Raw genomic sequence first — 20,842 nt, forward strand, 5'->3', positions numbered from 1 at the left:
AGGTTAGCCCTTGCGCCGCGCCGGGTCGTCGAATCGTCCGCGCGGGTCGGTAAAGACGGTGAAGCGTATCTCGCGGGCAAAACCGGCAAGGGTCATGCCTGCCTCGCGCGCTGTGGCCACGCCTGATGTTGTGACCGCGCTGCGGCTGACCATGGCGGAAAAGCCCGCCTGTACGGCCTTGCGGACAAGGGACGTCGTGGCGCGGGCCGACACGAATAGCATCAGCCCCGCAAGGGGGCGGCCCTGTTCGACGGACCAGCCCGCCAGCCTGTCGATGCAGTTGTGGCGGCCAATATCCTCGGCCTGCGTGATGAATTCACCGGATGCCGGGTCCCAGACTGCGGCGCGGTGGAAACAGCCCGTGGCCTCCCAGCGGCCTTCACCCGCGATAAAGCGCTTCATACAGTCCAGGATGGTCTCCGCCGGGATGGGCGAGAGGGTGGGCGGCTGCGGCGCGGCGGGCGCGGGAATTGGTGCGAGGGTGTAGGTGTCGCCGTCAGTGGCGGTTATGGCCGGGTGCTCTCCCGGCGCGCACAGTTCCAGCAGGGCGTGGCCCAAGGCCAGCCTGTCGCACCCTTCGGGGAAGGTGAGCAGTTCGCGCGTGGGCGCGTCCGGCCACTGGAGATAGACCGGGTATTCCGGGGTAACGATGTCAGTAAAATCCCGCCACGCGCCGTTTTTGTACTGACGGCAGGTCAGCTCGCGCAGGCGGGCCTCCTGCGGGGCGGCTGGGGATGTGGGTGACGTTTTCATGGTCAGTCCTCGCTGAGCGTGTGGTCATGGTGCGCGGCGACGCATGGCGCGCCGCGCGAGTGGTCTAGAAGCCCAGAGCCGAAACCGTCGGACGGGTATAGCCGTCCTGCACGGCAAGGATGTCGAGACTCAGCGAATCCAAATCGTCGATAAGGGCAAGGGTTTTGCGGTCCAGTTCCCGGAAGTCTGCACACTTGATGTACAGCTTACAGCTTTCGCAGACGTCGACGCGGTAGCCGGTTTCCCCCTCGGCGGTGAAGTAGGACAGCTTGTCCATGTCCGTTTCGCCGCAAAAGGCGCACATGATACGCGGGATGCGGTACACCGTGTGGCAAAAGGAGCACGTGGCATGGCGAAAGCCCTGCTTTTCGCGCAGTTCGGTGATGAGCGGCAGGCTTCCGCAGACGGGACAGTTGCCCCCGCGTGCTTCGTCCAGCTTCAGGTGCTGTTCGGCCTGCTGCGCAACGGCCCTCAGGCCGGGGGTCAGGCTGGATTGAACCAAAAAGGCCATGGCCCGTGGGGCGTCCGGGGTCTTCTCCGCCCATGCGGCAAAGGGGGCGTCCTCGCCGGAGATGTAGGCCGCGAATAGGGCGGGCAGGTCCACTGCGCCGTCCTTTCGGGCGGCATCTATGGTTTTGGCGGCGTCGCCAAGGGGTGCTGGGGCATCAAGGATAAGGGCGAGCAGGTCGTCAAACAGCCGTGTGGCCAGAGCCTCGTCCACGGGGAAGGACTCGCGCGGCAGAAGCGGCACGTCCGGTCCCAGCTGTTCACGCGGGGTGAGCAGGCTTTCGTCAAGGGCGGTGGCGGCTTCGTCGCGGGCGTGGACCTGCATGGTAAAGACGTCCTTCACCAAGGCGGTGAGGACGTCGGGGATATGATTCTTTTTTTGCAGTTGTTTCAATCTGGTGTCGAGAAGTCGCAAAAGGGAGTCGGTGGATGTGGACATAAAATGAGCACCTGCTTGAAAACGGTTTGATAGTGGAAATTTTCAGCATAGTACACTTTTTGTATTTGAAAGACCAATAGGAGCGCTAATCCGCGCCATATAAGGGCAGAAAGGGTTGGTGCCCCTGCGTATTCTGCAAAAAGTTGGTGCCAAACTTTGAGTATATCTGAAAGGGGGTAGACGTGGGGGCTTGAAGTCAATATGACTGATTTGGTAGTAATTTACCGTGTCTTAAAAACGTCACATGAAAAAAATGACGAAAAAGGAGCGTAAAGGTGAAAAGACGACTGCTTCTACTCTCGCTGCTGGCCCTGTTTGTGGCGGCTGCCCTGCCGACGATGGCACTGGCCGAAAAGCCTGTACTGATGATGGCCACCACCACCAGCACGGACAACACTGGTCTGCTGGATGAATTGGCCCCCGTTTTCGAGCGCGAAACGGGCATCGAACTGCGCTGGACCGCAGTTGGCACCGGCAAGGCGCTGGCTATGGGCCGCAATTGCGATGTGGACGTGCTGCTCGTTCATGCTCCTGGCGCGGAAAAGACCTTTGTGAAGGAAGGCCACGGCGTGGACCGCACCCAGATTATGTACAACGACTTCGTCATCATTGGCCCCGAGGCCGACCCGGCGGGCGTGAAGGGCATGTCTGTGGTGGACGCCATGAAGACCATCGGCTCCAAGCACCGTGAATTTGTGAGCCGCGGCGACAACTCCGGCACCAACAAGAAGGAAATCTCCCTGTGGAAGGCCGCCAAGATGCCCGTTCCGGACAAGGAAAAGTGGTACGTGCAGACCGGTCAGGGCATGATTGCCACCATTAATGTTGCGGCGGAGCGCGGCGGCTACACCATGACCGACCGCGGTACCTACATCAAATACGAAGCCAACCACAACGGCAACGCACCGTTGAAAATCCTTGTTGAAGGCGATAAGGCTCTGTTCAACCAGTACAGCGTACTGTGCGTGAACCCCGCCAAGTGCTCCTCGGTCAAGTATGACCTTGCGACCACGTTCCGCAAGTGGATGGCTTCCGCCCCTGTGCAGAAGCGCATTGGTGATTTCCGGCTGCTGGGCAAGCAGCTCTTCACCCCCAACGCAGAGTAAAGCGCCGCGCGGCAGTGCCGCTACAGCGTAGAGAACGGGGCCGGGCAGCGTGACGCGCGTCCGGCCCTTTTTCATCTCTGCCTGATGACGGTCCGCCACGGCGGAACCGGGAGGAATATGGACTACTTGCTCGACGGCCTCGTCCGGGCCTTTATCTTGCTTTTTCAGCTGGATGCGGAGACGTATTCCGCTATTTACACCACGCTTTCGGTGTCGTCGTTGTCCATCATTGGCAGCCTTGTCCTTGGCGCGCCCCTTGGGTTTTTGCTGGGGCATGCGGACTTTCCGGGCAAACGCGCGCTGCGGATGCTGGTGGACACGCTGCTCTCCTTTCCTACGGTGGTCATTGGGCTGTTGGTGTATGCCTTTTTGTCCCGGCAGGGGCCGCTTGGCGAGCTGGGGCTGCTCTTCACCGTGCCCGGCATTGCCGTGGGCCAGACCATCCTTGGCCTGCCCATCATTATCGCGATGACTGCCACCGCTGTGGAGAATATGGACCGCCGCCTGCGCTGGACGCTCCAGACCCTTGGCGCGTCGCGGCGGCAGATTTTGGTCACCACGTTGTGGGAGGCCCGCTATCACCTTGCCCTTGCGGCTGTGGCCGCCTATGGGCGCATTGTGTCCGAGGTAGGCATTTCCATGATGGTGGGTGGCAACATCAAGTGGCATACCCGCACCATCACCACGGCCATTGCTCTTGAGACGGGCAAGGGCCAGTTTGCGGTGGGCATTGCCCTTGGTTTGGTGCTCCTGTGCATTGCCTTTCTCGTGAATCTTGCCGTCTCGGGCCTGAGGCGCCTTGCGGAGCATGACCGATGAACACCATGTACGAGCTGACAGACGTCCGCCAGCGCTACGGCGCGCGCGACGCGCTGCATATTGATGCCCTGTCCATTGCCCAGCGCAGCATTGTGGGCGTGGCCGGACCAAACGGCAGCGGCAAGTCCACGCTTCTACGCATCCTTGCCTTTTTGGAGCGTCCGGTGAGCGGCACGGTGCGCTTTGACGGCGCGGACGTCACGCAGGCGGGCAATAGTGTGCGCCGCCGGGTGACCCTGCTGACACAGGAGCCGTACCTCCTCAAGCGGAGCGTGGCGGGCAATGTGGGCTATGGCCTCAAGGTGCGCGGCGAGGCCATGGACGAGGGCCGCATTGCCGAGGCGCTGCACATGGTGGGGCTGGCCCCCGAGTCCTTTGCGCGCAGGCCGTGGCGCGAGCTGTCCGGCGGCGAGGCCCAGCGTGTGGCCCTTGCGGCGCGGCTCATCCTGCGGCCGCGTGTTTTGCTGTTGGATGAACCAACGGCCAGTCTCGACGAGGAGAGCGCAGAGCGCATTCAGGCGGCGGCCAAGGCGGCGCGCGAGGAGTGGGGCGCAACGGTGGTCATTGTGAGTCATGACATGGACTGGCTGACCTCTGTGTCCGACACCATCGTGCGGATGCGAGAAGGGCGTCTAGTCCGCCGTGAAGGCTGACCGGGCCTCGTCAGCATAAGGAAAAATGCGCCGGGAAGGGGTCGAGGGCCGCACCGTGCGTACCAGAACCTGTTCCCTATGTTCCCGGACAAAAGTGTTACCCATGTTCCGGGTTGTACAGTCGCTGTCGCGCGTTTCCTACACCTTTCCCTCCTGTGGGCCTGCCGTGCCGGGTGCGCCGGAGCGGTCTGAAAAGCCCAAGATTTGGGGCGGAGTGAGGGTACCGCGCGAGGGGCTTGGGCACAGGGCGGCGCAGCATGGGCGTGAGGGACTCCGCGCGCGTAGGCTCATCTCACCACACCAGACCGGCGGCCAGCGGGGGCGCAGCAGAGCAGTGAAAGACCATCCATTGAGGGTGGTCTTTTGTCTTTTTGGCGCTTGGCGCGTCAGGGCGGCGTCCCGGCGGGAGGGGGCGTTTTGACGGTCTATGCGGAAGAGTGGATGAAGAGGTGTCGTTTATGGGTGGTTTGAGTTTGTATTGGTTTCTCCTATCGGACTACTAGGCGAAGGCCGAAACAAATTGACCATAAAATCCTGAGGGTGGTATGGCGGTATGGCTTCCGCCCGTGTTGAGGACGGGGGCGATTTCGACAGTGTGATCCTGAACCGATACAAGGAGCCTAACGTGATGAACCGCATCAGACACACACTTCGCATCGTCGCGGTGGCGGCGCTGGTTTTTGCCTGCGCTGCGCCCATGGCCAGTGCCGAACCTACCGGCAAGCTCACCATCTTCCATGCTGGCAGCCTGTCCGTGCCCTTCAAGACCATTGAAAAGAATTTTGAGGCCAAATACCCCAAGGTGGACGTGCTGCGTGAAGCTGGCGGCAGCACCAAAATGGCGCGCATGATTTCCGAGCTGGGCAAACCCGCCGACCTGATGGCCTCCGCCGACTACATGGTCATCGACAAAACGCTGGTACCCAAATTCACCGATGTGAACATCCGCTTTGCCACCAACCAGTTGGTGCTGTGCTACACGGACAAGAGCAAGTACGCAGGCGAAATCAACGACAAGAACTGGATGGACATCCTCCAGCGCAAGGGGGTGGTGTGGGGCCATTCCGACCCGAACCTCGACCCCTGCGGCTACCGCAGCCTGATGGTGCTCCAGCTGGCCGAGAAGTTCTATGACCGCGACGGCCTCTACAACGACCTGCTCGCCAACCGCCCCAAGGAAAACGTGCGGCCCAAGTCCGTGGAGCTTATCTCCCTGCTGGAAAGCGGCAACATGGACTACGCGTGGGAGTACCTGTCCGTGGCAGTGCAGCATGGTCTGAAGTACATCACCCTCGACGACCACATCAACCTTGGCAACTACAAGATGGATCCCTTCTACAAGCTGGCCAAGGTGAAGGTGACCGGCAAGAAGCCCGGCACGTTCATGACCCGTACGGGCAAGTCCTGCACCTACGGCGTCACCATCCTGAAGGACGCCCCCAACCGTGAAGCCGCCGAAGCCTTCATGGCCTACCTGCTGGACCCCGAGGGCGGCCTCAAGGTCCTGCGCGAGATGGGCCAGCCGCCGTTTGTCCCGGCCCGCGTGTCCTCCGACGCTATGAAGAATGGCCTTGCCACGCAGCTGCAGCCGCTGGTTGAGGTTCGCAACTAGGCGACGTCATGACGGCACAAACGACCACTTTGACCCGCCAGGCGGGGCAGGCCACTGGCTTTGCCCTGCCCGGCGGGCTTTTTATCTGGCTGTGTTCGGCGTGCGGGGTGGTGGTGATGGCTTTCATCTTGCTGCCCCTGTACGAGATGGTCTCTCAACCGAGCCTTGAGGTGCTGTGGGAAACGGCGCTGGACCCGGAGGTGCGCTCGTCCATTTGGTTGTCCGTGTGGACGTCCAGCTCGGCAGCCCTTGGGGTGTTCGTCCTTGGGACGCCCTTGGCGTGGCTGCTGGCGCGCACGGAGTTTTGGGGCAAGCGCCTTGTGGAGAGTTGTATTGATCTGCCCATTATGCTGCCGCACCCGGTGGTGGGCATTGCGCTTTTGAGCCTTGCCGGGCGGGGGCACTGGCTGGGCGAGGCCCTTGGCGCGGTGGGCCTGCGGCTGATGGGAACGGCCACGGGCATCATCGCCGTGATGGCCTTTGTGGGCCTGCCGTTTTACATCAGCGCCGCCAAAAGTGGCTTCGAGAGCGTGCCCGTGCGGCTGGAGAATGTGTCGCGCAGTTTGGGGGCGGGGCGCGGGGCGACGTTCTTCCGCGTCACTGTGCCGCTGTGCTGGCGGCATATGCTGGCGGGCGTCATCATGTGCATGGCCCGTGCGGTTAGCGAATTTGGGGCCATCATCATTGTGGCCTATCATCCCAAGGTTGCGCCTGTGCTCATGTACGAGCGGTTCACGGCCTACGGCCTCAAGTATTCCCAGCCCGTAGCGGTGTGGCTGATTGGCGTGTGCCTTGTGCTGTTTCTGCTGCTGCGTGTCATCACCCTGCCGCAAAGGAGGACGGCGCAATGATTCGCATCTCGGACCTAAGCATCACCTTTGCGGATTTTGCCGTGCGGGGGGTGAACCTTGACGTGGCGGACGGGGAATTTTTTGCGCTCATCGGCCCGACGGGGTCGGGGAAGTCGCTGGTTTTGGAGTCCGTCGCCGGGCTGGTGCCGCAGGCAAAGGGCCGCATCGCCGTCAACGGGCGCGATGTGACGAACCTGCCGCCGGAGCGGCGCGGCGTTGGCATTGTGTATCAGGACAACGCGCTCTTCCCGCACATGTCCGTAATGCAGAATATCACCTACGGCCTGCGCTATCACGATGTGGACCGCGCCGAGGCGCGGCGGCGTGTGGACTGGCTGGTGGAGATGCTGGGCCTGTCGCGCATTGCCGGGCGGGGCGTGCGCGCCCTGAGCGGCGGCGAACAACAGCGCGTGTGCCTTGCGCGCGCCCTTGCGGTGAATCCGCGCGTGCTGCTTCTTGATGAGCCGCTGTCTGCGCTGGACCCCAACTTCCGGGAGGAAATCCGTGGCCTTTTGAGGACGCTACACCGCGACCTTGGCACCACGTTTTTTATGGTGACGCACGACTTTTCCGAGGCGCTCTTCCTAGCCCAGCGCGTTGGCGTTTTGCGCGGCGGACAGCTGGAGCAGGTGGGCGGCGCGCGGGAGGTTTTCTGTCAGCCCAGCACGCCCTTTGTGGCGGAGTTTGTGGGGATGAAGAATGTGTTCCCGGCGACATTTACCCAGCGGGAGGCCCGGTTTGGCGGGCTGTGTTGCCCGTTGCCGCAGGCGGCTGGGGAGCGCTGCGCCCACGTCGCCCTGCGCCCTGAGGATGTTGCCGTCACGCGCGGGGCGGCGCTCCCGGATGGGTATGTGAGCTTTTCGGGCACGGTGCGCCGGGTGAGCGACCTTGGCTTTATGGTGGAGCTTGGCGTGCGGTGTGCGGAGGCAGACTTCAAGGCGCTGCTGGACAGGCGTACTCTTCTGGAATCCGGCATTGCGTGCGGCGACGCCGTGAACCTTGGCTTTGCCGCGCAGGCAGTGCATACCTTCTAGCCCCGGCGCGGACGGGCGTTGCAAGAGCCGGCGCTTCCCTGTAAGGCTGTGGGACCTCTGAACCATTACGCGGGAGACACCCCATGATTGCCATAAGCATTGTCGGATACAAGGACACGGGCAAGACCACGCTGGCTGTCCAGCTGGGCGAGGAGCTTCGTAGCCGGGGCATTCGCGCCGCGGCGGCGAAGTTTTCGCACCATGAATTGGACGCGCCGGGGACGGATACCGCCCGTCTGCGCGAGGCCTACGGCACCTGCGCGGGGCTGTGGGAATCCGGAGCGATACTCACGTGGGACGGCAAGCGCTATCTGCCGGACATCGCGCCGCTGATGGACTGTGAGGTCCTTGTGGTGGAGGGCGGCAAAAGCCTTGGCTGGCTGCCGCGTGTGATGCTCCTGCGCAGCATTGCCGACGCCGGGACCCTTGATCAGGGGCTGGCCGTGGCGACCTATGGCGAGGTGTCCGTTCCGGGCATGATGCACCTGACGGACGTTGCCGCGCTGGCGGACTGTGTGCTGGAGCAGGGCTTTGCCCTGCCGGGGCTGGACTGCGGCTCCTGTGGACGGGAGGACTGCGCCACGCTGGCGCGGGAAATCGTCTCCGGCAAGGTGACGGAAAACTCCTGCAAGGCGCGCAAAAACGGCATGGAAGTCACCGTCGGCGGCGTCCCCGTGGGCATGAACGATTTTGTCCGGGGCATCATCTCCGGCTCCATCCTTGGCATGCTCCGCGAGCTTAAGGGCGTGGGCGGCGGGGATGTGGAAATCCGCATAACCAAATAAGCCTTGGGCCGTGTGGCGCGGGGCTGGGCGGTGCTGGTGTGAGGCGCCCTTGGGCCGCTGTGAGGCGTTGTGTTTCACTGCCCCTGCCTTGGTGCCGCCACGCCATGACCGCAACGCCGCATCTCCGCACATGGCCACCTTTGCCCCGTAGAGCAACGCATTCGCCCCTGTCTGACCATATGGTCCGGCAGGGGCTTTTTTGCGCGCTAGTACATCCCCTTGCGGCGGTAGAGGAGTGTCATGATGTACTCGATGAGCAGGAAGAGCGTGAGGGGCACGGCCATAAAGATGAGGGTCAGCAGCGCCGCCATGCTGCGGTCCGAGGAGGTCAAAAACGGCACAAGGTAGCCCGTAAAGGAATCCACGGCCCCGCCGCCGATGAGGAAGACCAGAAAGTATTCCGAAAACGCCACCAAAAACACCACGGACCCGCCCGCGATGATGGAGGGAAAGAGCAGGGGCAGGTCCACGCGCAGGGTGCGCTGGAGCCAGTTGGCGCCGAGATTGGCGGCGCACATTTCGTATTCCTCGCCAATGGAGATGTAGCCCGCCGTCAGCGCCCGCAGCATGTACGGATAGCTGAACACCGTCAGCACCAGCACCACGCCGGGGGTGGTGTCCACCAGCCCCAAGCGGATGAACAGGTAATGCACGCCCATGGAAAACGTCATGGGCGGCACAAGGGCCGGGGCAAGAAACACGCCCTCAAGCAGGCTCTTGCCCGCAAATTCGCGCCGCGCAAAGTGGTGGGCCGGGGACAGGCACATGAGCAGCGTCAGCGCCACCGTTGCCATGGAATACATGATGGACCACGCAATATGCCCGGCCAAGGGCCGCGCTTGCGATGCCAGATAGGCGAAGGACCGCAGGTCGATATGCGAGGGCACAAGCTCCGGAAAGCGCCACCCCGGTGCAAGGGCGTAACAGGCCAGCACCCACAGTGGAAACAGCGCAAGCACCGCAAGGGCGGCAAAACTGGCGGCAAGCCTCATAACTTGCGCTCCCGGTGCGCCATGCGCCGCGCGGTGCGGGTGTAGAGCACAATGAACGCCAGCGAGAACAGGAACATGCACACAAGGATGGCCATGGCCGTGGGCCGGTTGGCAAGGTCGCGCCGAAAGTAGAGGTTAAAGACCTCTATGGACAACATTCCCGGCGAACTGCCGCTGAGCAGAAAGGGGATGTCGAACGCGCCAAAGGCGTACAGGAAGAGGATGATAAACGCCGTGTTCAGCGCGCTGGTGATGCGCGGCAGCACCAGCCGCCAAAAGACGGTCAGCTCGCCCGCGCCCAGCATGGTCGCCGTCTCCACCAGCTGCGGCTCAAGGCGGCGGAGCATGGCCATGGCAAGGATGATGACAAAGGGCGTGGACTTGAACACATACGCCAGAATCATGCCCGTGCCGGTGGCGTCGTACATGAGGGAGGGAAAGGCGTCCATGCCGTCCACCAGCCCCAGATGATAGGCAAGGGACGACAGCACGCCAGATGTGCTCCAAAAGATGAGCGTGATGAACGCCACGGCAATGTGCGGCAGGATAAGCGGCACCTTGGCGACCACGGCCCAGCGCTCAAGATGCGGAGGCAGCCGCCAAAACAGATAGGCCAGCACCGCCCCAAGGGCCACGGACAGTGAGGCCGAGGCAAACCCCACCCACAGCGAGAGCAGGGCGGAACGCAAAACATGCTCCGACAACAGCGCCCGGTAGCCCGCCAGCGCGCTGTCTGGCGCTATGGGCACCCACAGGCCGAAGGATTGCCCCACCGCCATCACCAGCCCGCCGCCAAACAAGGCAAGAAAAGGAATCAGCAGGGGCGAGAGCTTCAGAAGCGTCTCGCCCCACAGCGCCTTACCTGAGGACATTGTCCTCCCAGCCTTTTTCCAGCGCTTCCAGATAGGCCGCGGGAATCTCCGGCACGGCCACGGCACTCAGCTCCTCGGAGGACAGCGTGGGCTCGCCAAGGTCCACGGCGGCAAAGGCCTCGCGCTGGGCGTCCGTCAGCGTGGACAGATCGATAGCCGGATAGTCCCCCCAGTTTTCCGGGCGGAACTTGGAGAGTTGCGCCTCGGGCGACATAAGGAAGTTCGCCACCACCATGGCTCCGGCCTTGTTGGGTGCGTTGGCCGGAATGGCCGTGAAATGCAGGTTGAAGATGGCGCCGTCCTGCATGGCAAAGGTGCGCACCGTGTCCGGATAGGAGCCGTCCAGAATTTTACTCTGGGCGTGGGAGGGGTGGTAGGACATGTTCATGCTCACCTCGCCGCGTGCGAACAGGGTGTCCAGCTCGGCGGCGCTCTTGGGATAGGTGGAGCCGCCCTGCCACAGGTGCGGTTCCAGCGCGTTCAGATAGTCCCACAGCTTGGGTGCGGTGGCGGAGAAGAGCTTCGCGTCCCAGCCAGCCATGTACTGCTCGTGTCCGCCGGTTACGGCGTAGAGCGCCTGCCGGATAAAGGCCGACCCGGTAAAGTCCGGCGGCTGGGGGTAGGTGAACTGGCCGGGGTTCGCCTTCACCCATTCCAGCAGTTCGGCAAAGGTGTGCGGGGGCGCGTCGACCTTGGCGGAGTCGTACTCAAAGACGAACTGCGCTTTGCCGTAGGGCGTTTCGTAGCCCTCGACAGGATAGCCGAAATCGTAGGCGGCAAGCTCTTTGTCCACGTGGGCGACGTAGTTGGGGCATTTGTCCGCGTAGGGACCAAACAGCGCCCCGGCTTCCTTGGTGGTCTTGAAATTTTCGCCGTTGATCCACAACAGGTCGATGGTGCCTGTGGTTTTTCCGGCTTGTTTTTCCGTAATGAGCTTGTTGACGAAGACGCTGGCGTCCATGGGCACGCGCTCCAGCGTGATGCCGTAGCGGCGCTTCACTTCCTTGGCGACGTAGGTATCCACCCATTTGTTGGTGCTGGCCAGTCCGCCGTACATGTAAAAGCGCACCGTGGTGTCCTTGGCCTTGGCTTCAATCTGGGGCCATGGCGTGTCCAGCAGGGAGACGGCATCCGTGTCCGAATCAGGTCCGGAGCAGGAGCACAGCAGAAGCGCCGCCGTAAAGAGCAGAAGGAGATGTTTCATCGTGTCATCCTGAGGTTAGCTGGCTGTTGAAAAGAGCACTGTATGGCGCGTGGGCACCGGGAGCGCCCCGCGCCGCCTGCCACAGCGTTGGTTCTGAGCTTTTCCGCGCCGAGCAGCGTCCCATTTTTACAGCCTGTATTGGGGGGAAGTCCAACACGCCGTTAGGTGTTTTGGGCCTGTTCCACCCGCACGTGCGTGCCGGGGCGGATGGTGGTGTCCATGCCAAAAACGGTGAGGCGCTCGCCGTCAACGCTGATGGTAAATTTCGTGTAATGCCCGGCAAACACGGCGCGCTCCACGGTGCCGGGGCCGTTTTCATCCGGGATGATGCGAAGGCTCTCGGGCCGGATGAAGCCGTTGTCCCCGCAACCGCTGAGGCCAAGGCGGGCGGCGACAGGCGCGCTTACGGTATTCACGGGGCCAAGAAAACGCGCGGCCTCTATGGTGGCGGGGTGGGCGTAAACCTCCCCCGCCGGTGCGTATTGCACAAGCTCGCCCCCCAGAATGAGTCCCACCTTGTCGGACATGGCAAAGGCTTCCTCAAGGTCGTGGGTGACGGCAATGGTGCTGATGCCAAACGCCTTTTGCGTGTCGCGGATGAACTCCGCCGTCTCCAGCTTGAGGTTGCGGTCCAGATTGGCAAAAGGCTCATCCAAGAGGAGCATGGCCGGGTTCACCACCATGGCGCGGGCAATGGCCACGCGCTGGCGCTGGCCCGCCGAAAGCTGGTTCGGGTACTTCTGCGCAAGCTGCGTCATGTGGAAGAAGTCCAACATCTCCATGACGCGTTTGGTGACGCTGGCCCCGCGCATCCGCCGGACACGCAGCCCAAAGGCAACATTCTCATATACGCTGAGGTTCGGGAACAGCACATAGTCTTGAAAGACGAGTATGACGGGGTTTTCCTTGCTGGGGGGGCGGCTGAATTCCAGGCGGCCCGCATCCGGCGTTTCCAGCCCGGCGATGATTTTGAGGAGCGTGGTCTTGCCCACGCCAGAGGGGCCGATGATGGACACAATGTCCCCGGCCTCCACGCTGAAGTCCACCCCCCGCAGCACGGGCGCGCCTTCGTAGTCCTTCCCTATGCCGTGCGCGCGAAAAAGCATTCCATGTTGTCCAGATAGTTTTGGATGGTCGTGAAGGTGTGGTCGTTTGTCAGTGCGCGGTCACTGCGGGTGTACTCATGGTAGGCCATGTAGCACCACGACATGGCGCGCAACAAAATGGTGCGCTCCATGAGGTCCGCCCTGTACATGGCGTCGTCTATGGGCATGGCAAGCCCGGCGTGGCGGAGGTAGGCGGCCACGAAGTCCTGCTTCTGCTCAGCGGTGTAGCGGTGTTTGGTCTTCCACAGCGTGGTGGTGGGCACAAGAAAGTGCCCAATGTCCTGAAAGCGCGAGGAGACCACGGCCTTTTCCCAGTCCACCAGCCACGCGTTGCCCTCGTCACCTACGATGAAGTTGTGGGAGTTGACCTCCGTGTTGACGATGACCATGGGGTCCTGCGCAAACAGGGCCTCGGCATCATCCGCAAGGGCGCGGATGGCGTCGTGGTAGCGCAGGAGTTGTCCCTTCAGGTCCGGGCGGGGATGGTCGGCGTAGCGGGTGATGAGGCCAAGGCTTTCGTCTGCGATGTCCCGTACGGGATTGGCCTGCACGATGAGCGCGTCGCTCACGGGCTGACTGTGCACGGCGGCAAAGATGCGCGCGGCGGCGTCCGTGTCGCGCGTGTAGTCGAGGGGGCGGCCGGGCAGGTACTCCATAAGCAGCGCCCCGCGCCCAAGGCCTTCGCGCGCCGCACTGGCGTCGCAGGCAAGGGGGCGCGGCGTCACGCCGGAATGCTCCAGCGCCCGCAGCACGGCAAATTCATATTCAATTTGCGCGTCGCCAAGGCCCAGCTGGCTGCCGTGGTTGATGCGAAAGACGCAGCGCTTCGCCCCGCCGTCCGTGGTGACGAGGTAGTTGGCGTTGTACTCTCCGGCGGCCAGAAACTGTATGTCGATGTCCGCGTTCTCCGGCTGAATCCAGCCGCGTTGACGCAGGAAGGTGTCGATGGTGCGCAGTGTGTCCATATCACCGATAAGTAGCAGAAAAAGTGAAGAAAGCGCAATGGATATGGCCCGCTGTGTGGCGCATAGATGGGGCCTATGCGATGGGCGCTGTCGCATTGGCCGGGGCGGCGCTGGCGCGCCTGAAAAGTGCGTGCGGTGTTGGACACATGGGCCAAGGTGTGTATTATTCTATGGTGTAGATGTGTTTGGCGAATTGTCTTGGCGCGGCGTGGCCGGGTTCCGCACGGTCACGGCTATGGGGCGTACAGGTTTGTGGCGGACGCAAGCGGTGGAACACATGCGCTCAGATTCCATCTCCGGGATGTTTTGGGTTTTCATGACGCTGGTGCTTGCCGCGCAGGCCGTGGTGGTGGGCGGGGTGCTGTATTCCACGACGGCCAACGCGGAGCACACCCTGTGGGCCATGCTGGGGTCGTCCTGCATTATGGCGGTGGTGATGCTGGTGGTTGGGCGCGTGGTTATTGTGGCCCCTTTTGCGGAGCTGGAAGGCCTTGGCCGGGAGCTTGAGGAGAAAAACCTTGCCCTCAGCCGCGAGGCCAGCGAGCGCGAGCAGATTATGAACCTGCTGGAGTTCAAGTCCACCCAGCTACGGAAACAGGAGCTTTTGCTACAGGGCATCATCGAGGATCAGACAGATTTTATTTGCCGCTTTCGCGCCGATGGGATGCTGACCTTCGCCAACGCCGCCTATTGCGCCTTGGCGGGCAAACCGTGTGATGAGCTTGTGGAGAGCGCGCGGTTTGTGCTGTTTGACGACGCGCAGAGCGGCTGGCTTGATTCGGTCCTTGCCAGCCTTGGCTCCGGGCATGATGTTACGTCCAACTCTGCCAGTATGCGCGATGCTGACGGCAATGAGCGCTGGGTGCAGTGGGTCATCCGCGCTGTGAACCTTGAAGGGAACGAAAAGGCCGAAGAATTTCAGGCCGTGGGTCACGACATGACAGAGACCCGCGCCCTGCACACCGCGCTCCAGCAGAGCAACAAGGAGCTGGAGCACCGCGTGGAGGAGCGTACGGCGGAGTTGCAGGCCATCAATGCCACCATGGAGGTGGAGATTCAGGAGCGCGCCCGCGCCGAGGCTGAAGCCCGGGACAAGGAGCGCTTTTTGAGCCGGCTTCTGGATGGCATGCGTGCGGCGTACGTGGTGGTGGACCGCGCCAGCAACGTCATCATCACGTGCAACGACGTGGCCGAAACCCTCCTTGAGGTGACGGCGGCGGAGGTGACGGGCATGCCCTGCGGCGAGGCGTTCGCGCATTTGGCTGGGGAGTCGTGGCGGTATGTGTGCAACCCTCTTGTGGACGGTGCCACCTTTGAGGACGCTGTGCTGGAGCATGCGGACGGGCGCATTGTTCCCGTGGATAAATTCGCCTTCCACCTTGGCGACGAGCGGCTGGCCGTGGTGCTGGTTGACGTGTCGGAACGCAAGGATTTGGAGCGGCAACTGAGTGTGGCGCAGAAGATGGAGTCCATTGGCCTGCTGGCCTCGGGCATTGCGCACGAGATTAACACGCCTATCCAATACGCGGGCGACAGCGTGCGGTTTCTGCGCGAGGCCATTGCGGATATGCTGGAGGTCTTTGGCGCCTGCACGGCGCTGACCCAGCGCGCCAAGGATGCCGGGATTGCCGCGCAGGAGGTGGAGCGCCTTGAGGAATTGGCCGAAGAGGCGGATATGGACTTTGTGGCCGAGGAAGCGCCGCGCGCGTGCGACAGGGTGCTGGACGGCGTGGGGCGTGTGGCGTCCATTGTGCTGGCGATGAAGAACTTCGCCCACCCCGGCAATGAGGAAAAGAAGGCCGTGGACCTGAACAAGGCGCTGGCCAACACCATTACAATCTCCAAGAACGAGTGGAAGTACGTGGCGGAACTCTCCTTTGATCCGGATGCGGAACTGCCCATGGTGACGTGCCTTGCCGGCGACATCAATCAGGTGCTGCTCAACATCATCGTCAACTCCGCCCACGCCATCCGCGAGGTGGTGGGGGACAGCGGCGACAAGGGGCGCATCACCATCACCACCAGCCACGACGAGCACTCGGTCCGCGTGCGCGTGGCGGATACAGGCAGCGGCATCAAAAAGGAGAACGTGAATAAGATTTTCGACCCCTTTTTCACCACCAAGGAGGTGGGCAAAGGGACAGGGCAGGGGCTGGCCATCACCCATGACATCATCGTGAACAAGCACGGCGGGAAAATTGACGTGCAGTCCGAGGTGGGCAAGGGAACGACCATGACCATTACACTGCCCCGGCAGGCGACATAACCTGACGCACCCGTGCCGCCGCAGCTGTGGCGGCATTGAAGCAGACAGCAGGGACAGCCATGAAGACCAAGATTCTGTTTGTGGATGACGAGCCGAATATTCTGCAGGGCTTTCGCGTGGTGCTGCACTCCAAGCGAAAGGTGTGGAAGGCCCGGTTTGTGGAAAGCGGCGACGCGGCGCTGGCCCTGATGGAGCAGGAGCCGTTCGACATCGTCATTGCGGATATGCGCATGCCGGGCATGGACGGGGCGACCCTGCTGACCGAGGTGCGCCGCAAGTATCCCGGCGTTATCCGCATTATCCTCTCCGGCTATTCCGAGATGGAGCCCATTATGCGCTCCGTGAAGCCTGCGCACCAATTCCTCGCCAAACCCTGCGGGGCGGAGCGTCTTATCGGCACCATTGAGCGGGTGGAACGCCTGCGCGATGTGCTGACGGATGAGGCCGTGAGTCAGGGCGTGAGCCGCCTTGGCTCCCTGCCCGCACTGCCCGACCTGTTTTTGCAGATTCAGCAGGAACTCATGAGTCCGGACCCTTCACTGGCAAAGATTGGGCGGCTGGTGGAACGGGACGTTGGCATATCGGCAACGCTTTTGAAAATTGCCAATTCGTCTTTTTTTGGTGTGTTCAACAAGGTCAACAGCCCCGCCCACGCCGTGACGCTTTTGGGCGTGGAGGTCACCAAGGGGTTGGTGCTGGGGGCCAAGCTCATCCAGCAATTTGATGCGTCGCTGTACTCCAATTATTCATTGGAAAAGTTGTGGGAGCACAGCCGCCAGACAGCGGCCTTTGCCAAGGCCCTCGCCCGCGCCGAAGGGCTGGGCGATGATGTGGCCGCAGACTGCTACACGGCGGGGCTGCTGCATGACGTTGGCAAGTTTGTCTTTGCCACCACGCACCCCGCCGAATACCGCAAGGTGCTTAGCGCCGTGCAGGCCGGAGAGGGCGTGGTCCGGGATATGGAACAGCGGCAGCTTGGCGTCACCCATGACCGGGTGGGGGCGTATCTCCTTGGCCTGTGGGGGCTGTCCGAAATTGCGGTGGAGGCCGTGCGCGCGCACCATGAACCGCGGCTGGCCGGGCCGGGCATTACGCCGGGGCTTTTGGTGCACGTTGCCAACAGCCTGCAGCACGAGTTGGTCATCATTCGCGAGGACTACACGTTCACCAAGCTGGATGAGGAGTACATGCATGAGCTTGGGCTGATGAACAAGCTCGTCACATGGCGGGATATTTGTCTTGAGCAGTTGCTAACGGGGGCTGATCATGAAGGATAAGGTTCTCTTCGTCGACGATGAGCAGCAGATTCTCGATACCTTCCGCGCATCGCTTCGCAAGCGCTACGCCGTGGATACGGCCCTTGGGCCGGAAGAAGGGCTGGAGAAGGTGACCTCGTCCGGGCCCTACGCGGTGGTGGTCTCCGACCTCAAAATGCCCAAGATGGACGGCATTACCTTCCTCTCCAAGGTGCAGCAGGCCAGCCCGGATACCGTGCGCGTGATGCTGACAGGTCATGCGGACCTGGAGTCCGCCATTGAGGCTGTGAATAAAGGCTCGGTGTTCCGCTTTCTCACCAAGCCCAGCCCTATTGACGAGATGATTCGCACGCTGGACGTGGCCCTCAAGCAGTATGCCCTTGTAGTGTCGGAAAAGGAACTGCTGCGCGGCACCCTGCGCGGCAGTGTGAAGATGCTGACGGATATGCTGGCCCTTGTGAATCCCGAAGCCTTTGGCCGCAGCGAGCGCATCAAACGCCTTGCCATGTTTGTGGGCAAGGAGCTTCGGCTCAAGAATCTGCTGTATCTGGAACTGGCGTCCATGCTGTGTCAGGTGGGGTGCGTCATGGTCCCCGACAACGTGCTGGAAAAGCTCTTCTCCGGTGAGGAGCTCTCCAGCGAGGAGCAGCAGATTTACGACATGCACCCCTCGGTGACGGCGTCTTTGTTGGCAAATATTCCGCGCATGAACCGCGTCTCCACCATTATCACGCACCAGAACGAACGCTTTTCCGAGAACCCGCAACAGCTCATGGAAGCGCGCATCCTCAAGGCCTGCCTTGACTATGACGACCTTGTCCAAAGCGGCAAGGACAAGCACACGGCCTTTGAAATTATGCGCACGCGCGAAGGGTGGTACGACGATGGGGTGCTGGATACGCTAGAGCGCGGAGCCGCGCGCGACGACGGCTACATCCGCCGCGACATCGCCCTTGGCAAGCTGGAGCCGGGGATGATTTTGGACGACGCCCTGTGGAGTAAGGATGAGGTGCACATTATGGCCAAGGGCACTGAACTGTCGCGCCCGGCGCTGCTGCGCCTTGAGAATTTTATGAAGACCAAGCGTCTGCCGCCCAGTGTGCGCGTGCTTGTGCCCATCGACTAGGCACGGCGCCGCGGCGCTTGGCGCGCAGAGGGCGCTATACAACAGGGGACCGGCCATGTGTGGCTGGTCCCCTGCTTTTGTGTGTTGGGCTAGATTTTCTGCTCCACCTTGCCGAAGCAGGGGATGCACAGGGTTTGGCCGCCAAAGTGGCGGGCGCGCGATTCCATCATGGTTTCGCCGCAGGCTTCGCAGGTCAGGCTTTGCAGCACGCAGGCCGGGCGCGGGGCCGGGGCGGGGGCCCAGTCCAGCGAGAACATCTCCTCAAGGGGCAGGGTCATGTAGTGCTCGCGCATGAGGGTGCGTCCGTCGGTGGGTGTCGGGTCCTCTTTGGGCTGGCGCGCGGCGGGGTTCATAATGGCGCGAAAGCCCTTGCCGGTTTTGCGGCTGTAGAACGAAAAGGCCGTCTTGCCGTAGTCCCGGTGGATGAGGTTACCCTTGCCGTAGGTGCAGCCGGTCAGAAACTGGATGGCGTCCACGCCGCACATGTCCGTTTCCGTAATGGCGACGAGGTCGGCGTCATCGTTGTGACCAAGGTGGCTGAGCGCTAATTCTGCGGCGCGGATGCCGATGGCGAGACCCGGGCAGCTGTGCCCGTGGAAGGCGACGACGGCGTCAAGGTCGTGCTGTGGGATGGTGCAGGGCATGGGTCCTCCTGTGAGGCGTCTGGTGTGTGTGGGCATTGCGGGATGACAACGGGGCTGCCGTCAATGGTGTGGATGGTGACGGGCAGGCCGTAGACCTCGCTGACCATAGGCGCGGTGACCTCGTCCGTTGCGCCGCAGGCGTGGATGCATCCATCCTTCAGGAAGATGAAGCGGTCCGCGTAGCGCAGGGCGGTGTTGAGGTCGTGCATGGTCATGACTGCGGCGATGTTGTGTTCATCCACCACCCGGCGGAGCAGGTGCAGGATGCCCACTTGGTTCTTGAGGTCCAGCGCGCTGGTGGGTTCGTCCAGCAGCATGAGGCGGGGTTCCTGCACAAGGGTGCGCGCAAGGGCGACCTTTTGCAGTTCGCCGCCGGAAAGTTCGTCAATAAAGCGCAGGGAGAGGTCCGCCAGTCCGGTGCGGCGCAGGACGGCGTCCACCATCTTCATGTCGCGCGTTTCCACGCGCCAGCGGATGTGCGGCTTTCGGCCCATGAGCACGGCGTCGTACACCGTGAGGCGAGCGGTTTCCGTGCGCTGGGCCACGTATCCCACGGTCCGCGCGATGTCCTGTGGCGACAGGGCCAGCACGTCGCGTCCGGAGACCAGTATGCTTCCGCTGCGGGGGCGGTGCAGGGCGTTAATGCATTTGAGCAGGGTCGTCTTGCCCACGCCGTTGGGGCCAAGGATGGCAAGGAGTTCTCCGCCGTGGACCTGAAAGTCCACATCGTCCAGCACAGGCTGACTGGCATAGTCAAAGCAGAGGCCAGCTACGTCGAGTTTCATCGTCCCCGCCCCTTGATGATGAGATAGATAAAGGCCGGTGCGCCCATAAACGCCGTCAGCACCGAAACCGGCAAAATGTGCGGGGAGAGAATCAGCCGCGCCGCCGTGTCCGACACAAGCAGCAGCAGCGCGCCGCACAGGATGGATGCGGGCAGCAGGTAGCGGTGGTCTGAGCCAATGACCCGGCGCACCATGTGCGGCACTACAAGGCCCACAAAGCCGATAATACCCAGATAGGAAATGATGACGGCCGTCAAAAGCGACGACAGCAACATGCCCACCAGCCGCACGCGCTGCACGCGCACGCCAAGGCCGTGGGCTGTTTCGTCGCCTGCGTCAATGGCGTTGTAGTTCCACGCGTTGGCGAGGAAGTAGGCGCAGCACACCGCTGTGACGGCGGACAGAGCGCCAAGTTCGCCCCACGAGGCGCGCGCTGTGTCGCCAAAGGTCCAAAAGACCATGGCGGCCAACTGCACGTCGTCCGCGAAGTATTGCAGAAACATGGTCCCGGCGGTGAACAGCGCGCCAAGGGCGACGCCGGTGAGGACCATCACCTCCGGCGTGGTGCCGCGCATGCGCGAGATGGCAACAATGAGCAGCGCCGCGCCAATGCTGCATCCAAAGGCCGCGGCGGTGGTGACGTAGGGATTGGTGATGGTCACCGCGTCCGCTGCCGAGGAGCCCATAATGCCGCCCCCCAGCACCATCACGGACAGCGCCGCGCCAAAAGCGGCGGCATGCGAGATGCCAAGGGTAAAGGGCGAGCCAAGGGGGTTGCGCAGGATGGACTGCATGGTCGCCCCGGCAACGGCCAGCCCCGCCCCGGCAACCATGGCGGAGAGCGCCTGCGGCAGGCGAATGTTCCAGATGATGATGTCCCAGCGCGCAGAGACGTCGAGGCCCAGCAGACTGCGGGCCACGTCACTTACGGGCACGTTGGCCGCCCCAAGGGAGACGGCCATGATGAGTGCGCCCACAAGAAGGACCGCGCCGGAGGCAATGACGACGCGCTTGGCGCGCAGGTAGCGGCAGTAGGCTTCGGGGATGCGTCCGTCGGCAAAGTGCAT

At 62.5% G+C, this 20,842-nt stretch carries 20 protein-coding genes; 10 read left to right on the forward strand and 10 right to left on the reverse strand.

Annotated features, from left to right (window positions below):
- Positions 1 to 3: 3 nt before the first annotated feature.
- Together ACYQ2T_RS05725 and ACYQ2T_RS05730 are read right to left on the reverse strand one after the other, a co-directional pair.
- On the reverse strand, positions 4 to 753 hold the full coding sequence (locus ACYQ2T_RS05725; protein ID WP_459899159.1) for a formate dehydrogenase accessory sulfurtransferase FdhD: 750 nt from the start codon (positions 751 to 753) through the stop codon (positions 4 to 6).
- A 64-nt stretch (positions 754 to 817) separates the two neighbouring features.
- Positions 818 to 1,699 (reverse strand): formate dehydrogenase accessory protein FdhE, encoded by an 882-nt coding sequence (locus ACYQ2T_RS05730; protein ID WP_459899161.1) that lies wholly within the window; start codon positions 1,697 to 1,699, stop codon positions 818 to 820.
- A gap of 338 nt (positions 1,700 to 2,037) precedes the next feature.
- Here ACYQ2T_RS05730 and ACYQ2T_RS05735 point away from each other — a divergent pair, with 338 nt between their 5' ends.
- The 7 genes from ACYQ2T_RS05735 (at position 2,038) to ACYQ2T_RS05765 (ending at position 8,559) form a co-directional block, all read left to right on the forward strand.
- On the forward strand, positions 2,038 to 2,805 hold the full coding sequence (locus ACYQ2T_RS05735) for an ABC transporter substrate-binding protein (protein WP_459900089.1): 768 nt from the start codon (positions 2,038 to 2,040) through the stop codon (positions 2,803 to 2,805).
- A gap of 117 nt (positions 2,806 to 2,922) precedes the next feature.
- The gene (locus tag ACYQ2T_RS05740; protein ID WP_459899163.1) at positions 2,923 to 3,624 is read left to right on the forward strand and encodes an ABC transporter permease; all 702 of its coding nucleotides are present in this window, start codon (positions 2,923 to 2,925) and stop codon (positions 3,622 to 3,624) included.
- Positions 3,621 to 4,277, forward strand: coding sequence for an energy-coupling factor ABC transporter ATP-binding protein (locus tag ACYQ2T_RS05745; protein ID WP_459899165.1), 657 nt, complete (start codon positions 3,621 to 3,623; stop codon positions 4,275 to 4,277). The genes ACYQ2T_RS05740 and ACYQ2T_RS05745 overlap by 4 nt, the downstream gene beginning before the upstream one ends.
- A gap of 628 nt (positions 4,278 to 4,905) precedes the next feature.
- On the forward strand, positions 4,906 to 5,889 hold the full coding sequence (gene wtpA / locus ACYQ2T_RS05750; RefSeq protein WP_459899166.1) for a tungstate ABC transporter substrate-binding protein WtpA: 984 nt from the start codon (positions 4,906 to 4,908) through the stop codon (positions 5,887 to 5,889).
- A gap of 8 nt (positions 5,890 to 5,897) precedes the next feature.
- On the forward strand, positions 5,898 to 6,740 hold the full coding sequence (locus tag ACYQ2T_RS05755; protein WP_459899168.1) for an ABC transporter permease: 843 nt from the start codon (positions 5,898 to 5,900) through the stop codon (positions 6,738 to 6,740).
- Positions 6,737 to 7,774, forward strand: a complete 1,038-nt coding sequence (locus ACYQ2T_RS05760) for an ABC transporter ATP-binding protein (protein ID WP_459899170.1) — start codon at positions 6,737 to 6,739, stop codon at positions 7,772 to 7,774. Before ACYQ2T_RS05755 ends, ACYQ2T_RS05760 begins: the two co-directional genes overlap by 4 nt.
- Before the next feature lie 83 nt (positions 7,775 to 7,857).
- Positions 7,858 to 8,559: a molybdopterin-guanine dinucleotide biosynthesis protein MobB gene (locus ACYQ2T_RS05765; RefSeq protein WP_459899172.1), complete on the forward strand. Its 702-nt coding sequence runs from the start codon at positions 7,858 to 7,860 to the stop codon at positions 8,557 to 8,559.
- 206 nt (positions 8,560 to 8,765) lie between these two features.
- On the opposite strand, the gene ACYQ2T_RS05770 is transcribed toward ACYQ2T_RS05765, so the two are convergent.
- From ACYQ2T_RS05770 to ACYQ2T_RS05790, 5 genes are all read right to left on the reverse strand, one after another.
- A complete protein-coding gene (locus ACYQ2T_RS05770; RefSeq protein WP_459899174.1) occupies positions 8,766 to 9,551 on the reverse strand; it encodes an ABC transporter permease in 786 nt (261 codons plus the stop codon).
- Entirely contained in the window at positions 9,548 to 10,423 is an 876-nt protein-coding gene (locus ACYQ2T_RS05775; protein WP_459899176.1) for an ABC transporter permease, read from the reverse strand. Before ACYQ2T_RS05775 ends, ACYQ2T_RS05770 begins: the two co-directional genes overlap by 4 nt.
- Complete coding sequence (locus ACYQ2T_RS05780; protein WP_459899178.1) at positions 10,410 to 11,627, reverse strand: ABC transporter substrate-binding protein; 1,218 nt, start codon at positions 11,625 to 11,627, stop codon at positions 10,410 to 10,412. Before ACYQ2T_RS05780 ends, ACYQ2T_RS05775 begins: the two co-directional genes overlap by 14 nt.
- A 161-nt stretch (positions 11,628 to 11,788) precedes the next feature.
- Positions 11,789 to 12,733 carry an ABC transporter ATP-binding protein gene (locus ACYQ2T_RS05785; protein ID WP_459899180.1) on the reverse strand — a complete coding sequence of 315 codons (945 nt, stop codon included), beginning with the start codon at positions 12,731 to 12,733 and terminating at the stop codon, positions 11,789 to 11,791.
- Positions 12,709 to 13,698 (reverse strand): phosphotransferase enzyme family protein, encoded by a 990-nt coding sequence (locus tag ACYQ2T_RS05790; protein ID WP_459899182.1) that lies wholly within the window; start codon positions 13,696 to 13,698, stop codon positions 12,709 to 12,711. The genes ACYQ2T_RS05785 and ACYQ2T_RS05790 overlap by 25 nt, the downstream gene beginning before the upstream one ends.
- A gap of 277 nt (positions 13,699 to 13,975) precedes the next feature.
- On the opposite strand from ACYQ2T_RS05790, the gene ACYQ2T_RS05795 reads away from it, so the two are divergent.
- The 3 genes from ACYQ2T_RS05795 to ACYQ2T_RS05805 are packed head-to-tail and all read left to right on the forward strand — an operon-like array spanning position 13,976 to position 18,346.
- On the forward strand, positions 13,976 to 15,964 hold the full coding sequence (locus ACYQ2T_RS05795) for a PAS domain-containing sensor histidine kinase (protein ID WP_459899184.1): 1,989 nt from the start codon (positions 13,976 to 13,978) through the stop codon (positions 15,962 to 15,964).
- 59 nt (positions 15,965 to 16,023) lie between these two features.
- Positions 16,024 to 17,241, forward strand: coding sequence for an HDOD domain-containing protein (locus ACYQ2T_RS05800; RefSeq protein WP_459899186.1), 1,218 nt, complete (start codon positions 16,024 to 16,026; stop codon positions 17,239 to 17,241).
- A complete protein-coding gene (locus ACYQ2T_RS05805) occupies positions 17,231 to 18,346 on the forward strand; it encodes an HD domain-containing phosphohydrolase (protein ID WP_459899188.1) in 1,116 nt (371 codons plus the stop codon). The genes ACYQ2T_RS05800 and ACYQ2T_RS05805 overlap by 11 nt, the downstream gene beginning before the upstream one ends.
- 89 nt (positions 18,347 to 18,435) lie before the next feature.
- On the opposite strand, the gene ACYQ2T_RS05810 is transcribed toward ACYQ2T_RS05805, so the two are convergent.
- Genes ACYQ2T_RS05810 through ACYQ2T_RS05820 form a run of 3 tightly spaced genes read right to left on the reverse strand, consistent with a single transcriptional unit; the run spans position 18,436 to position 20,842 of the window.
- Positions 18,436 to 18,990 carry an FmdE family protein gene (locus ACYQ2T_RS05810; protein ID WP_459899190.1) on the reverse strand — a complete coding sequence of 185 codons (555 nt, stop codon included), beginning with the start codon at positions 18,988 to 18,990 and terminating at the stop codon, positions 18,436 to 18,438.
- Positions 18,891 to 19,775 carry an ABC transporter ATP-binding protein gene (locus ACYQ2T_RS05815; RefSeq protein WP_459899192.1) on the reverse strand — a complete coding sequence of 295 codons (885 nt, stop codon included), beginning with the start codon at positions 19,773 to 19,775 and terminating at the stop codon, positions 18,891 to 18,893. Before ACYQ2T_RS05815 ends, ACYQ2T_RS05810 begins: the two co-directional genes overlap by 100 nt.
- A complete protein-coding gene (locus tag ACYQ2T_RS05820; RefSeq protein WP_459899194.1) occupies positions 19,772 to 20,842 on the reverse strand; it encodes a FecCD family ABC transporter permease in 1,071 nt (356 codons plus the stop codon). The genes ACYQ2T_RS05815 and ACYQ2T_RS05820 overlap by 4 nt, the downstream gene beginning before the upstream one ends.

It is taken from the genome of Desulfobaculum senezii (genome assembly GCF_054657395.1).